Source organism: Oceaniradius stylonematis (genome assembly GCF_965223445.1).
GTDB lineage: Bacteria > Pseudomonadota > Alphaproteobacteria > Rhizobiales > Rhizobiaceae > Roseitalea > Roseitalea stylonematis.
The window spans coordinates 1,987,275-2,000,283 of the sequence record NZ_OZ244994.1 but is presented as its reverse complement, the minus strand read 5'-3'; the positions used below and the strand labels follow the sequence as shown (position 1 = coordinate 2,000,283).

The following is a 13,009-nucleotide window of genomic DNA, read 5'->3' as shown; positions in this document are numbered from 1 at the left end:
GCGGCAATGTCAATCAACAAGACCGGCGCGATGCTTGCCCACCGGCCCTGGCCACCGTTTCACGTCCAGGGACGTTCTGCGCTCATCGTGCCTTCGAAGCTGTCGATGGCTGCGGCCTTCTCCAGCGTCAGGCCGATGTCGTCCAACCCGTTGAGAAGGCAGTGCTTGCGGTGTGGGTCGATGTCGAAACGGATGACACCACCGTCCGGCCCGCGTATTTCCTGCGCCTCCAGATCGACCGACAGGGTCGCGTTGGCGCCGCGACCGGCATCCTCGAGCAGCTTTTCGAGCTCTTCGGGCGTGACGACGACCGGAAGGATTCCGTTCTTGAAGCAGTTGTTGTAGAAGATGTCGGCGAAGCTCGTGGAGATCACGCAGCGTATGCCGTAGTCCAGCAGCGCCCAGGGCGCGTGTTCGCGCGACGATCCGCAGCCGAAATTGTCGCCGGCGACCAGGATCGTCGCGTCCTTGTAGGCGGGCTTGTTGAGAACGAAGTCCGGATTGTCCGATCCGTCCTCGCGATAGCGCATCTCCGAGAACAGGCCGCGACCGAGACCGGTGCGCTGGATCGTCTTCAGATAGTCCTTGGGAATGATCATATCGGTGTCGATGTTGATGATCGGCAACGGGGCGGCGACACCGGTGAGCTTGTCGAACTTTTCCATGGGTCTTCTTCTGTGCGTTCGTTCGCGCACCGCTTAGCAAAGCGTTGCGGAAAAATGAAGCGCCGGCGCACATGAGCGGGGACTTGCGCGACCGTGTCCTTCGGCGGCACAAGATGGCATGACCGATTTCGACCGCGCGCAGCTTCGACGCTCCGTTCTTTACGTGCCCGGCGACCGGCCCCGCGCCGTTTCCAAGGCAGAGACGCTGGCCGCCGACGCCATCATTTTCGATCTCGAGGATGCGGTCGCGCCCGGGGCGAAAGCCGATGCGCGGGAGACGGTGCGCGCCCATTTCGCTGCGTTCCCGGCTTCGGACAGGGAGCGGGTGATCCGCATCAATGCCCTGTCGACGCCATGGGGCACCGAAGACGTTCTGGCGGCGCGCGCGGCCATGCCCGACGCGATCCTGATCCCCAAGGCAGACGATGTCGCGGACGTTCTTGCCGTGGCCGATGCGCTGGACGAAACCGATGCAGCGGAGACGATGCGCCTCTGGGCCATGATAGAAACGCCGCGCGGCGTGCTGAACGCACCGGCGATCACCGATCTTTCCCGGCAATCGGGCGCGCGTCTCGACTGCCTGGTCGTCGGAACCAACGATCTGGCCAAGGAGGCCGGAATGGCCGGCGTCACGGCGCGGCAGCACCTGCACGCCTGGCTGATGCAGATCGTGCTGGCGGCAAAAGCCGGCGGCGCTTGCGTTCTCGACGGCGTTTTCAACGATCACAAGGACGCGGCGGGCTGTGCGGCGGAATGCCGGCAGGGCGCGGAAATGGGGTTCGACGGCAAGACGCTGATCCATCCGGCGCAGATCGCGCCGGCCAACGCTGCGTTCGCGCCCGCCGCCGAAGACATTGAACGGGCCAGGCGGCTGGTCGCCGCGTTCGCGTCGGACGACAATGCCGGCAAGGGCGTCATCGCGTTCGAAGGGTCGATGGCCGAGCTTTTACATCTGAAACAGGCCGAGCGGCTGCTCGCGCGCGCCGCTGCGGCCGCACAAAGGGAACGGAGTGAGAGCCCATGAAAGCCTATCGATTGCTGACCGGATTTGACGATTCCGCCTTTTGCCACAAGGTGACCGAGGCGCTGAGCAAGGGATGGGAGCTTTGCGGCGACCCGGTCTATGCATTCGACCCCGTTGCCGCGCAGATGCGGTGCGGGCAGGCGGTGACCAAGGACGTGCCGGGCCACGACTACGATCCGGTGCTGAAACTGGGCAATCTGTGACCGACGCGGCGTCTGCTCTGTGGCATCATGCCGGCCGTTTCGGCCTCGTGATGGTCCTTGCCTGGGCGCTGGGCGTCTGGACAGGATCAAACGCCGAGGCGCAGCCGCAATGTGCCCTGTCGCTGGTTCTGGCCGTCGATGTCTCGTCGAGCGTCGATGAGCGCGACTACCGGCTGCAGATGGACGGTCTGGCCAATGCGCTGCGCGACGAGACGGTGCGCCGCGCGATCGTGCAGGTCGGCGGCATACAGGTGACGGCCTTCGAATGGAGCGGCCGCCGCCAGCAGGTCGAGATCGTTCCCTGGACCTATCTGGCAAGCGATGGTGCGGTTTTCGCGCTCGCCGACCGGCTGCAGGCGCATCGCCGGCGCCACACCGCGTTTCCAACCGCGCTCGGCTATGCGCTGGGCCATGCGGCCGGCCGATTCGGGGCGGCCCCGCTGCGCTGCGTCCGCCATGTCATCGACGTCTCGGGCGATGGCGTCAACAATGAAGGGTTCGGCCCCGGCCCTGCCTATGCCAACTTCCCGTTCGATGGTGTGCAGGTCAATGCTCTGGTGATTGCCGGGGCCGACCCCGATCCCGTCGCCTACTACCGCAACGAGGTGCTGTTCGGACCGGGCGCCTTCATGGAGGTGGCCAACGGATTTGCCGATTTCGAAGCCGCGATGAAGCGCAAGCTGCTGCGCGAGATCGTCGGCGGCGCCTTGTCCGGCCTTAAATGAGGCAGCTTCGTTTCAGCCCGCCGATGCCTCGATATGGGCCATGTCGTCGTCGGAAAGACCAAAATGGTGGCCGAGTTCATGGATCAGGACATGGGTGACGATGTCACCCAGCGTTTCGTCGTTCTCGGCCCAATAGTCGAGGATCGCCCGGCGATAGAGGGTGATCCGGTTGGCTTGATCCCCGGTTGCCGGGTTCCACAGTTCGGCGATGCCGCGGCCCTCGAACAGGCCCAAAAGGTCGAACGGCGTCTCAAGCCCCAGATCGTCGGCGATCTCTTCGGTCGGATACTCGGCGATGCGGATCTGCACATCGCCGGTCAGGGCACGAAACTCGGCAGGTAGATGGGCATAGGCCTCGCGCGCAATCTGCTCGACTTCGGCCAGGCCCGGCGCGAAGCGATCCTTCCAGTCTGTCGTGGGGTCATAAATGCCCATGGCGCCGCCGGTTACACCCAACACTGCTCGGTTGCGGAAAACTTCATATATGCAGACGGGAAGCATTTGGGAAGATGAGCGTCCGCCGGGTGCTGCCGGCGCACAAATGAGGAAGGCGGTCGCCTAAGCTCCCGCCCCCCTGCATTTTCCGGGTCCGAACCGGCCTTTCGGCCTGCCCGCCTCGCGGCGGTCGGCATCCGTGCCGGCCGTCCCGCAGAACCGGAATGCCCGATCGCGAGGATCAAGCCTTCCGCACCGCTCCGACTTTGCCCGAAGGCTCCACCGGATGTATTTTATTCACGCCCTGGCTGGCGCTAGACAACCATGTCCGAAAACACGATCGTCGATCGGAATTGCTTGGAACTTTCGTCCGCAAACAACCCTCGACTTCCACCCGAAAGCAAAAGCCGCCAAGTCCCGAAGGACTGGAACAATCGATCCGCATTCCGTTGAAAGATCACTTCCCGATTGCCTGCATGAATACTCTCGCAAAACCGCCTTTCTGTCGAGTCGGACGTATTTCGGGGATGTGGACGGCTGTGCAAAACCCGGCGCGGGTGACCATCGTCTTTTGAATTCAACGTTCTGCGCCGTCGCGCTCTGTGGACAGATCAGCGGGGTTTCGCCGCGGGCGGTGCCGGGTCTCCTTCGGAACCGATCGCCGCTGCGCGATCGTTGATCGTTTCTCGCACCGCTTCCCAGAGAAGCGAGAAGGATTGGAAGCCCTCATCGGTCACCTCGTCGGTATCCAGCGCGCGGACCACCGTATGAAGAACGGTGTTCAGCTCGTCTTTCAGCGTGGACAGTTCGGCACGGTCGGCGGCTTTCGCCGCCCGCTCCTGAATGTCGAGCAGCTGGTAATTGTAGACATCGGCGCGATTCTTCTGGTTGGCGACGAAACGTGACCGGAGCGCCAACATGCCCGAGATCAGTCCCGTCATGATCATTACGAGCAACGCCAGAGGCTCGGCGTTTTCCTGAACGAAGCTCGGCTCATCCCGGTTGAAGAACGCCTCGGCCCCTTCATGCAAAGGCACAGAAAGGCCGCGTGTCGTGTCGGGCGCGGTGATGGCCGAGGCCAGCGCGAAGCGGATCGTCAAGTCCATCCGGTGTTCGAACAGGATGCGGGTCAGTTCGCGGACCGCCGCAGCATCCACATCGGAGCGGGTGACAAGAACGCGGGCGACGCTCAGCGTCGGAGTGCGGCTGGTCGGGACCGGCAATGCGCCCGTCAAACCGCCCATCGGTACCGCGGCGGGAGCCAGAAACGGTCGTTTGACGGCGATCGCATCGGCCTGTCGTATCGGGATGTAGCGCAGTTTCAGTCCGGTGAGCTGGGCATCCTCGAACATGCGGATCAATTGCCGGTCGCGCATCGACCGGACCGCGAAAAGCGCGTCGACATCGCCGCGCAGCAGCCTGCCGGCGCCATCGACGAACGGTTCGGCCGTCCAGTCCAGATCGCCGATCGGCAGGTCGTAATGGTCGCCGACGACCCAGAAGGAGCGAAAATTGGCCGTGTCGAAATCCGGGATCGAAACGCTGATGCGGTCAAGATCGTGGATTGAATAGGCGGACACGTCATCCCGGACGATCAGGTGAAACAGGTCCGGATAGAGATGGGCGATACCCCGAATGTCGGTGAAGACAGGTGTGTCGGCGCGGATCACCGCCGCATCTATGCGCTTGGCGTTCAGAAGCGCGATGTTCTGCGAGGCGTCGCGGGAAGTTACGACATCGAGGCGGAGCGTTTCGGAATGCCGTTCGATGACCTCGGCGGTCTCGCGCATCAGCGTGTGGGCATCCGAGCCCGCGGGACCGGTCGCCACGGTGAGCACGGCCGGGGCGGGATCGTGATTGATCCACTGCCATGTCAGCAACAGGGCGCCGGCGATGACGGCGACGCTGAAAAAGGCGGCGCGCCGGACAAGCCGTTGGCGGCGCGAGCGAATGTTGGCCGACGTCACGGTTGGCTGTTTCTCGGCAGCGGGCCGTTGGAGATTGCTCGGATCGCCCCTGGTCATCGACCGGCCCCGAGCCGTCTCAGGTGCCGCGGTCGCGCGCGGCAAGCGTGCGCAGGCGCAAGGCGTTCAGTCGGATGAAACCGGCCGCGTCCTTCTGGTCGTAGGCGCCACGATCGTCCTCGAAGGTCACGAGCGCGTCGTCGTAGAGCGAAGCGTCGGACTTCCTGCCGGTGACGATCACATTGCCCTTGTAGAGCTTGAGACGGACCGTGCCCTCCACGCGCGTCTGGCTTTCGTCTATCGCAGCCTGCAGCATGGCGCGTTCCGGTGAGAACCAGAAACCGTTATAGATCAGCTCCGCATAGCGCGGCATCAATTCGTCTTTGAGATGGGCGGCGCCCCGATCGAGCGTCACCGATTCGATGGCGCGGTGCGCGGCCAGCAGGATCGTGCCGCCGGGCGTTTCATAGACGCCGCGCGACTTCATGCCGACGAAGCGGTTCTCAACCAGATCGATGCGGCCGATCCCGTTGTCGCGACCCAGATCGTTGAGCGCCGCGAGCAGTGTCGCCGGGCTCATGGCCGCGCCATTGAGCGCGACGGCGTCTCCCTTTTCGAAGGTTATTTCGATATCGGTCGGCCGGTCCGGCGCGTCCATCGGCGAGACCGAACGCATATGGACATATTCGGGCGGCTCGGCCCAAGGGTCTTCGAGCACCTTGCCCTCGGAGGAGGAGTGGAGAAGATTGGCATCGACCGAGAAGGGCGCCTCGCCCTGCTTGTCCTTGGGCACCGGAATCTGGTGCTTTTCGGCAAAGTCGATCAGATCGGTGCGCGACTTGAAGGCCCAGTCGCGCCACGGCGCGATGACTTTGATGTCCGGATCAAGCGCGTAGGCCGACAATTCGAAGCGGACCTGGTCGTTGCCCTTGCCGGTTGCGCCATGGGCGATGGCGTCCGCGCCGGTTTCTTCGGCGATCTCGACCAGCCGCTTGGAAATCAGCGGTCGTGCGATCGACGTGCCGAGAAGATAGACGCCCTCATAGACCGCGTTGGCCCGGAACATGGGGAAGACGAAGTCGCGCACGAACTCCTCGCGCAGATCCTCGATGTAGATCTCGCGAATGCCGAGCATTTCGGCCTTGCGGCGCGCCGGTTCGAGTTCGTCGCCCTGGCCGAGATCGGCGGTGAAGGTGACCACCTCGGCGCCCAGCTCGGTCTGCAGCCATTTGAGGATGATCGAGGTGTCCAGCCCGCCGGAATAGGCAAGCACCACCTTGTTGATGTTCTTCAGGTCGATGGACATGGAAGTTCCGTGAAAAGTGCGATGGTCGGCGGCGCCTTGCGTGCCGGCGCGCACCATATTGGGTTTCCGTCGGGGCGCAAGTTCGCCGAAGGGGGAAATCCGGCGGCTCGGCTCCGGTCCCGTTGCAAGTTCCGGGTTGCTTTGCGGGCTGGTCCGGCCTTGAATGCCGCGCCGGATCAACCAAGATTGACGACCGATGAGCGATTTCATACCCGATGCGACCATCCTGGTGCAGTTCGCGCTGGCCGCGGTCGTCCTGGCGATCACGCCGGGGCCGGACATGGCGCTCTATGTCGGCCGGGCGATCACTCATTCGCGCGCGGCGGGACTGGCCTGTTTTGCCGGCGCGGTGACCGGCATTCTGGTGCACACCATGCTCGTGGCGCTGGGCCTTTCCGCCTTGCTGGTGGCGGCGCCGACGGCGTTCCTGGTGCTGAAGGTGATCGGCGCCGTCTATCTGATCTGGCTTGCATGGCAGGCGATCCGGCACGGTTCGTCATTCTCGCCCCGTACAGGAAAGAACGCCCGGGCGGGATCGTTGGTGGGCCACTATCTCACCGGTATCGGCATCAACATCCTCAATCCCAAGATCGCATTGTTCTTTTTGACGTTCCTGCCGCAGTTCGTTTCGGCGAACGACCCGCATGCGCCGGGCAAACTGCTTTTTCTCGGCCTTTTCTTCCTCGTCGTCGCCATTCCGATCATCCTGCCGATGATCTTCGCCGCCGACCGGTTTGCCGCCGCGCTGCGCGCCCGGCCGCGCGTCACCCGCACACTCGACTGGCTGTTTGCCGGCGTGTTCGGCGCATTTGCGGTGAAGATTCTGACGGCGCAGGCGCGCTGACCGGAACCGCCCGAGGCGGCCTGTTTCCATCACGGTTCGGGCGCACTATTGCTGGCACAGGCGCAAAAGGCGATTCGCGAGCGGTGCGGTTTGATCAGATTTGACAATGTGGGATTGCGCTACGGGCTGGAGCCGGAGGTTCTGTCCGATGTGTCGTTTCACATCCCGGCGCAGTCCTTCCAGTTCCTGACCGGTCCGTCCGGTGCGGGAAAGACCTCCCTGTTGCGCCTGTTGTTCATGTCGCTGCGGCCGACGCGCGGCCAGATCACCTTGTTCGGCAAGGACGTGCTGTCGCTCGACCGCCGCGAGATGCCGATGCTGCGGCGCCGGATCGGTGTCGTGTTCCAGGACTTCCGGCTTCTGAGCCACATGACGATCTTCGAAAACGTCGCCCTGCCGCTGCGGGTGCGCGGCAAGGAAGTGGCCAGCTACCGGCGCGATGTGAGCGAACTGCTTGACTGGGTCGGGCTGGGCGACAAGCTCAATGCGCTGCCGCCGGTGCTGTCGGGCGGTGAAAAGCAGCGCGTGGCCATTGCCCGCGCACTGATCGACCAGCCCGAAATCCTGCTCGCCGACGAGCCGACCGGCAATGTGGATCCGCCCATGGCACGGCGACTTCTGCGTCTGTTCATCGAGCTCAACCGCTCGGGCACGGCGGTGGTCATCGCCACCCATGACCTTGGCCTTATGGAACAGGTGGATGCACGGCGGATGATCCTCTCCAATGGGCATCTGGATGTGTTCGGATGAGCGATCAGGACCACAGGTCGCCGCCGGCCTCGCCGATCGTACCGCCGGGCAACATTGCCGGTCAGGCGATGGCGCTGGTCGTTGCGATCATGTCCTTCCTCGCCTGCCTGACCGTCGGCGGCGTCTCACTGGTCGGCCAGAGCGCGGCGACCTGGCAAAGCCAGATTTCGCGCGAGGCGACGGTTCAAATCCGGCCTGCGCGCGACTTCGACATCGAGACCGCGCTGGCCGAGGCGCAAGCGATCGCAGCCGATTATGAAGGGGTGCGCTCGGCGCGCATCATCGGCCGGGAGGAAACGCTGGGGCTGCTGGAGCCGTGGCTGGGCAGCGGGCTGGGACTTGACGAACTGCCGGTGCCGCGCCTCGTCGTCATCACCATCGACGAGACGGCGCCGCCGGATTTTGCCGCTATGCGAGCGGCGATCACGGAAGCCGTGCCCAATGCAACGCTGGACGATCACCGGGCCTGGGTGGGACGGCTTGTGGCGATGGCGCGCACAACGACACTGGCCGGCCTCGCTGTCCTGGCCCTGGTGATGGCCGCGTTGGTCATGACCGTCGTCTTTGCCACGCGCGGCGCGCTGGCCGGCAATCACGAGGTCATAGAGGTTCTGCACTTTGTCGGCGCGCGCGCCGGGTTCATCGCGCGGCAATTCGAGCGCCGCTTTCTGGTCATCGGCTTGCAGGGCGCGGCCGCCGGCGGTGCCGCGGCGGTGGCGGTCTTTCTCGTCACGGGATTTTGGGCGAGCCGAAATCTGACCAGCGCCGAGAACGAGCAGTTGTCCGCCTTTTTCGGCGATTTCTCGATGGGCGCCATCGCCTATGTCGGCGTGGCCCTGGTGGTGGTTCTGGTCGGCGCGCTGACCATGGTAACCACCCGCGTCACGGTTCTGCGGGTTCTCTACGAGATCGACGAGAAACGCGCCGATCCGTCGCTTTGAAGCCGCTCCGGTGCCGGCAGAGGTCCGACATGGCGGCAAAATGCCGGTGATGGCGTGTGTCGGGGGGCCTTGGCGATGGTTTTTGGTCTACCGCACGCCGCAATTGCCCACTAGGATTCGACACATGTCGGAAAGCGAACACATCGACAAGGCGGCCGGCGTGCTCGAGCGCCGGGCGAGCCGCGGTGCCGGGCGCCTGTACCGTGTGCGCGACTTCCTTGTTGCCATGGCGGCTTTGGCGCTGATCGCCACCGTGGTCGGCTTCTTCATTTTTGCCGCGCGTGTCGGCGGGCAGACCGAGAACCCGCCCGCTGGGGTCTCTGCCGATGCGATCGTCGTCCTGACGGGCGGCCGGGCGCGATTGGAGCCGGCCGTGACGCTGCTGCGCGAACAGCGCGGTGCAAGGCTTCTGATCAGCGGAGTCGATGCGGACATCAGCGATGTCACGCTGCGGCGCACGTTGGATATCGACGCCGATCTCTTCGAATGCTGCATCGACATCGATCGAGAGGCGCTGGACACGGAGGGCAATGCCAGGAGCAGTGCCGCATGGGCCCAGCGGAACGGCTACGCCAGCCTGATCGTCGTGACCAACGACTATCACGTGCCGCGCTCGATGCTTGAGATGCGGAACGCCCTGCCCGACGTCGAGATCGTGGCTTATCCGGTCGTCAACATGAAGCCGGAGACGGTCGATCTGGCGGCATCGATGGACCGCTACCGGGTGCTGCTCGGCGAATACGCCAAATATCTGGTGGCACGGGCGCGAACCCTTTCCTTCTAGCCGTCATGCGGGTTAAGAGGGCAATCGCCCGCCGTGCCGCCATCGGTTCCGCAAGGTTCGCCCCGTGCTCGTCATCCGGTCCCTTCTGTTCAACCTGGCCTTCTACGCGAACAATGTCGTCCAGATGATCTTCTGGACGCCGTTCTATTTTCTCGGCCCGCGCAGCTTTGCATGGTGGATCGTCCGCTTCTGGTCGCGGACCCATCTGTGGCTGATGAAGGTCATCGCCGGCACCGATCACATTGTGCGCGGGCGCGAGAAACTGCCCGAGGGAGGCTACATCATCGCCCCGAAGCACCAGTCGGCCTGGGACACGATCGCCTTCCTGCCCTGGTGGCCGGACCCGATCTACATTCTCAAACGGCAATTGATGTGGATCCCGCTGTTCGGTTGGTACATTGCGCGCATGAAGATGATCGCCATCGATCGCGGCAATCGCGAACAGGCGATCCGGTCGATCAATGCCAGCGCGCAGCAGGCCGTCGATGACGGGCGCCAGATCATCATCTATCCGGAAGGCACGCGCCGGCCGCCGGGCGCCGAGCCTTCCTACAAGAGCGGCATTGCCCATATTTACGAGAAGCTTGACGTGCCGGTGGTGCCCATTGCCCACATGGCCGGGCTCTACTGGCCGCGGCGCAAGTTTCTGCGCCATCCGGGCCTGATCGAGGTCGAGGTGCTCGATCCGATCCCGCCGGGTCTTTCGCGGTCCGCCTTCATGGCCGAACTGGAACGGCGCACCGAGGAGGCATGCGACCGGCTTCTGCTGCGCGCCGTCGAAGGGCCCAACCCGCCGCCCTTGCCGCCGACGGCCCAGGCCCGGCTCGATGCGATCAAGGCGCGGCGGGCCGCCGATCCAGACGCTGCCTGATGCCGTCGGCAACCGCTTCGATCCAACGGTCGCGAATGCCCATCTCGCGCATGTGCGCGGCGGTGTTCAGCACATAGTCTTCGTTCGGCCCGGCCTGTCCGACCGCGCCGCACACCCGGTCGATCGCTTCCGCGACACTCAGCCGGCCGGCATATTGCTCATGGGTGCGGTCGGCGACATAGGTGACCGCTTCGGCGGCCTGACCATCCGAAAGCACGATGCGGCTGCGCCGCTCCTTGTAGACATGGGTGATCAGTTCGCGCTCGCGCAGATAGGACATCACCGTGTCTTCATCATCCGGCATCACGCGAAAGGCGACACCGACGCAGGCGCCACCCCGGTCCAGCCCCATGACCAGGCCCGGCCGTTCGCGCGTACCGCGATGTTCGAAGGAACGGATGCAAAGGCTCCGGTGATAGCCGACCAGCCGGGCGCGCCGGCTTTCGGCGAAGGAAAAGCCGGGCCGCCACATCAATGACGCATAGCCGAATATCCACAATTGGTTCATAAGCGCCGCGTTCGTTTCGTCGTTCGCGAAGGAAGGTTGCAGCTAGCATGAGCGGAGCCGTGAAAAAACCGTCTTACAATGCCGGGCGGCGGATTGGCTGGCTGATGACCGCTGTCATTGCCGCCATCGTCCTCTACTCCGCCGGCTGGTTCTGGGCGGCGGACATGGTCGACCGGACGGTGACCGCGTCGGCCAATGACGAGCGCGCATCGCTGCGCTTTTCCTGCCCCGGACAGGATGTGCGCGGCTTTCCGTTCCGGATCGGCGTCTTCTGCGACGCCTTTGAGGTGGCCGCGGCGGACGGGTCCTTTGTGGCCAGCGGCGGCGCGGTTCGCTCGGCGGCTCAGGTCTACGATCCGCGCCGCGTGGTTGCGGAAATCGACAGTCCCGTCACCATCTACGACGCGGCGGGGACGGCCTACCGACTCGACTGGTCGGTCGGGCGGATCAATGCGGCGACTGCGCCGGTGAACGAACGGATGGTGGCGTTCGAGGCGGACGATATCCGTGTCGGCCTCGATGGGATCGGCGAGCTGGCGCGGGCCGACCGCCTGGGGCTCTATGTTCGCGAACAGGGAGCCGCCATGGACGTGGCGATGCGTCCGCGCGCGCTGACGGTCGATCCGGCGCTGGTCGGCGGGCGCGCTCTTCCGCCGGTCGGGCTCGATATCGATCTGCGGCTTGAGGACTGGGCGTCCACCTGGGCGTCCGGCCCGGTCGCCGCCGGGAGCGGTATGATCAACCGAGTGGCGCTGCTTCTGACCGACGATCGCGGCGTTATCGTGGAGGGGCCGTTCCGCCTGTCGCCGGACGGTCTGATCAGCGGCGATTTCTCGGTCAGGGTCGTCGATGTGCCCGGCGTGCTCGCTGCCGCGCGCGACATCGTTCCGGAGCTTGCGCCGCAGATCGAGACGCTTGCTGCTGCCGCGCCCCGGCAGGCATCGATGCCCGATGACGAACTGTCGCTGTCATTCACCGTGCGCGAAGGCCGTGTCTTTGCGGGGTTCCTGCCGCTCGGCCGTATCCCGCCGGTTCGGCTCGACCTGTCTTCAGGTCTGTGACTCGCCGCGCTTTGCGCTCTGGCGGCCGAAGTTGGGCACTTCCACATCCTGGCCGGCCTCGATGATCGACTTGCGGACGTGCCGGGTGCGCGTGAACAGGTCGAACAGCTTGTCGCCGTCGGCCCAGCGGATCGCCCGCTGCATCGATGCCAAATCCTCGGAAAAGCGCGCCAGCATCTCGAGGATCGCTTCCTTGTTGTACAGGCAGACATCGCGCCACATGGTCGGGTCGGATGCGGCAAGGCGCGTGAAGTCGCGGAAGCCGGACGCGGAATATTTGATGACTTCGGATTCGGTGACCGTCTCCAGATCGGAGGCGGTGCCGACGATGTTGTAGCTGATCAGTTGCGGCAGATGCGAGACGACCGCCAGAACGCGGTCGTGATGGTCCGGGTCCATTTCGTCGAGATCGGAGCCGCAGGCGCGCCAGAACGCCTTGAGTTTGTCGAGCGCTGCGGCATCGGTATCCGGCAGCGGCGTCAAGATGCACCAGCGATCCTCGAATAGCGCCGCAAAACCGGCATCGGGGCCAGAATACTCGGTGCCGGCGATCGGATGGCCTGGAATGAAGTGCACGCCATGGGGCACGTGCGGCGCCATCTGGTCGATGACCGACCGTTTTGTGGACCCGACGTCGGTGACGATGGCGCCAGGCTTGAGCGCGCCGGCGATGGCTTGGGCGACAGTGCCCGACGCGCCGACCGGAACCGAGACGATGACGAGGTCGGCGCCCTCGACCGCTTCGGCCGCGTCGGTGTGATAGCTGTCGCCCAGCCCAAGCTCCTCGGCCCGCCGCAGTGTCGAAGCGCTGCGTGTTGAGATCGCGATATGATCCGCCAGCTTTTCCCTGCGGACCACGCGGGCCAGCGACGAGCCGATCAGGCCGATGCCGACCAGCGCGATCCGGCCGAACATGGGTTTGGTCTGG

General features: G+C 64.6%; 16 protein-coding genes. 10 read left to right on the top strand and 6 right to left on the bottom strand.

The window, feature by feature from the left end:
* Window positions 1-59: 59 nt before the first annotated feature.
* Window positions 60-665 carry a 3-isopropylmalate dehydratase small subunit gene (gene leuD, locus ACOQOU_RS09870; protein ID WP_306026021.1) on the bottom strand — a complete coding sequence of 202 codons (606 nt, stop codon included), beginning with the start codon at window positions 663-665 and terminating at the stop codon, window positions 60-62.
* Window positions 666-783: 118 nt separating this feature from the next.
* Between leuD and ACOQOU_RS09865 the strand changes: the two genes are divergently transcribed.
* The 3 genes from ACOQOU_RS09865 to ACOQOU_RS09855 are packed head-to-tail and all read left to right on the top strand — an operon-like array spanning window position 784 to window position 2,617.
* Window positions 784-1,689, top strand: a complete 906-nt coding sequence (locus ACOQOU_RS09865; protein WP_306026022.1) for an HpcH/HpaI aldolase/citrate lyase family protein — start codon at window positions 784-786, stop codon at window positions 1,687-1,689.
* Entirely contained in the window at window positions 1,686-1,892 is a 207-nt protein-coding gene (locus ACOQOU_RS09860; protein ID WP_109768328.1) for a DUF1737 domain-containing protein, read from the top strand. Before ACOQOU_RS09865 ends, ACOQOU_RS09860 begins: the two co-directional genes overlap by 4 nt.
* Window positions 1,889-2,617, top strand: coding sequence for a DUF1194 domain-containing protein (locus ACOQOU_RS09855; RefSeq protein WP_245412772.1), 729 nt, complete (start codon window positions 1,889-1,891; stop codon window positions 2,615-2,617). The genes ACOQOU_RS09860 and ACOQOU_RS09855 overlap by 4 nt, the downstream gene beginning before the upstream one ends.
* A gap of 12 nt (window positions 2,618-2,629) precedes the next feature.
* Here the strand turns inward: ACOQOU_RS09855 and ACOQOU_RS09850 are convergent, their stop codons facing one another.
* Window positions 2,630-3,052 (bottom strand): metallopeptidase family protein, encoded by a 423-nt coding sequence (locus ACOQOU_RS09850; protein ID WP_109768327.1) that lies wholly within the window; start codon window positions 3,050-3,052, stop codon window positions 2,630-2,632.
* 224 nt (window positions 3,053-3,276) lie between these two features.
* On the opposite strand from ACOQOU_RS09850, the gene ACOQOU_RS09845 reads away from it, so the two are divergent.
* On the top strand, window positions 3,277-3,627 hold the full coding sequence (locus ACOQOU_RS09845) for a hypothetical protein (protein ID WP_306026023.1): 351 nt from the start codon (window positions 3,277-3,279) through the stop codon (window positions 3,625-3,627).
* 36 nt (window positions 3,628-3,663) lie between these two features.
* On the opposite strand, the gene ACOQOU_RS09840 is transcribed toward ACOQOU_RS09845, so the two are convergent.
* Window positions 3,664-5,019, bottom strand: a complete 1,356-nt coding sequence (locus ACOQOU_RS09840) for a TAXI family TRAP transporter solute-binding subunit (RefSeq protein WP_306026024.1) — start codon at window positions 5,017-5,019, stop codon at window positions 3,664-3,666.
* 76 nt (window positions 5,020-5,095) lie between these two features.
* The gene (locus tag ACOQOU_RS09835; protein ID WP_109768387.1) at window positions 5,096-6,322 is read right to left on the bottom strand and encodes an argininosuccinate synthase; all 1,227 of its coding nucleotides are present in this window, start codon (window positions 6,320-6,322) and stop codon (window positions 5,096-5,098) included.
* Window positions 6,323-6,518: 196 nt separating this feature from the next.
* Between ACOQOU_RS09835 and ACOQOU_RS09830 the strand changes: the two genes are divergently transcribed.
* The 5 genes from ACOQOU_RS09830 (at window position 6,519) to ACOQOU_RS09810 (ending at window position 10,512) form a co-directional block, all read left to right on the top strand.
* On the top strand, window positions 6,519-7,166 hold the full coding sequence (locus ACOQOU_RS09830) for a LysE family translocator (RefSeq protein WP_306026025.1): 648 nt from the start codon (window positions 6,519-6,521) through the stop codon (window positions 7,164-7,166).
* A gap of 90 nt (window positions 7,167-7,256) precedes the next feature.
* Window positions 7,257-7,916, top strand: a complete 660-nt coding sequence (gene ftsE, locus ACOQOU_RS09825) for a cell division ATP-binding protein FtsE (protein ID WP_109768386.1) — start codon at window positions 7,257-7,259, stop codon at window positions 7,914-7,916.
* On the top strand, window positions 7,913-8,857 hold the full coding sequence (locus ACOQOU_RS09820; protein ID WP_109768324.1) for a cell division protein FtsX: 945 nt from the start codon (window positions 7,913-7,915) through the stop codon (window positions 8,855-8,857). Before ftsE ends, ACOQOU_RS09820 begins: the two co-directional genes overlap by 4 nt.
* A 124-nt stretch (window positions 8,858-8,981) precedes the next feature.
* Window positions 8,982-9,641 carry a YdcF family protein gene (locus ACOQOU_RS09815; RefSeq protein ID WP_158585177.1) on the top strand — a complete coding sequence of 220 codons (660 nt, stop codon included), beginning with the start codon at window positions 8,982-8,984 and terminating at the stop codon, window positions 9,639-9,641.
* 64 nt (window positions 9,642-9,705) lie between these two features.
* Window positions 9,706-10,512, top strand: a complete 807-nt coding sequence (locus tag ACOQOU_RS09810) for a lysophospholipid acyltransferase family protein (protein ID WP_109768322.1) — start codon at window positions 9,706-9,708, stop codon at window positions 10,510-10,512.
* Here the strand turns inward: ACOQOU_RS09810 and ACOQOU_RS09805 are convergent.
* Window positions 10,475-11,020: a gamma-glutamylcyclotransferase gene (locus ACOQOU_RS09805; RefSeq protein WP_109768321.1), complete on the bottom strand. Its 546-nt coding sequence runs from the start codon at window positions 11,018-11,020 to the stop codon at window positions 10,475-10,477. The genes ACOQOU_RS09810 and ACOQOU_RS09805 overlap by 38 nt on opposite strands.
* Window positions 11,021-11,079: 59 nt before the next feature.
* Here ACOQOU_RS09805 and ACOQOU_RS09800 point away from each other — a divergent pair, with 59 nt between their 5' ends.
* The gene (locus tag ACOQOU_RS09800; RefSeq protein WP_306026026.1) at window positions 11,080-12,081 is read left to right on the top strand and encodes a DUF2125 domain-containing protein; all 1,002 of its coding nucleotides are present in this window, start codon (window positions 11,080-11,082) and stop codon (window positions 12,079-12,081) included.
* Here ACOQOU_RS09800 and ACOQOU_RS09795 read toward each other — a convergent pair.
* Entirely contained in the window at window positions 12,070-12,996 is a 927-nt protein-coding gene (locus ACOQOU_RS09795) for a prephenate/arogenate dehydrogenase family protein (RefSeq protein ID WP_306026082.1), read from the bottom strand. The genes ACOQOU_RS09800 and ACOQOU_RS09795 overlap by 12 nt on opposite strands.
* Window positions 12,997-13,009: the final 13 nt, after the last annotated feature.

What these genes read in the sequence shown, in the direction of transcription:
- leuD (WP_306026021.1), bottom strand. Translation starts at nt 665, where the DNA reads ATGGAAAAGTTCGACAAGCTCACCGGTGTCGCCGCCCCGTTGCCGATC.
- ACOQOU_RS09865 (WP_306026022.1), top strand. Translation starts at nt 784, where the DNA reads ATGACCGATTTCGACCGCGCGCAGCTTCGACGCTCCGTTCTTTACGTG.
- ACOQOU_RS09860 (WP_109768328.1), top strand. Translation starts at nt 1,686, where the DNA reads ATGAAAGCCTATCGATTGCTGACCGGATTTGACGATTCCGCCTTTTGC.
- ACOQOU_RS09850 (WP_109768327.1), bottom strand. Translation starts at nt 3,052, where the DNA reads ATGGGCATTTATGACCCCACGACAGACTGGAAGGATCGCTTCGCGCCG.
- ACOQOU_RS09845 (WP_306026023.1), top strand. Translation starts at nt 3,277, where the DNA reads ATGCCCGATCGCGAGGATCAAGCCTTCCGCACCGCTCCGACTTTGCCC.
- ACOQOU_RS09835 (WP_109768387.1), bottom strand. Translation starts at nt 6,322, where the DNA reads ATGTCCATCGACCTGAAGAACATCAACAAGGTGGTGCTTGCCTATTCC.
- ACOQOU_RS09830 (WP_306026025.1), top strand. Translation starts at nt 6,519, where the DNA reads ATGAGCGATTTCATACCCGATGCGACCATCCTGGTGCAGTTCGCGCTG.
- ACOQOU_RS09820 (WP_109768324.1), top strand. Translation starts at nt 7,913, where the DNA reads ATGAGCGATCAGGACCACAGGTCGCCGCCGGCCTCGCCGATCGTACCG.
- ACOQOU_RS09815 (WP_158585177.1), top strand. Translation starts at nt 8,982, where the DNA reads ATGTCGGAAAGCGAACACATCGACAAGGCGGCCGGCGTGCTCGAGCGC.
- ACOQOU_RS09805 (WP_109768321.1), bottom strand. Translation starts at nt 11,020, where the DNA reads ATGAACCAATTGTGGATATTCGGCTATGCGTCATTGATGTGGCGGCCC.
- ACOQOU_RS09795 (WP_306026082.1), bottom strand. Translation starts at nt 12,996, where the DNA reads ATGTTCGGCCGGATCGCGCTGGTCGGCATCGGCCTGATCGGCTCGTCG.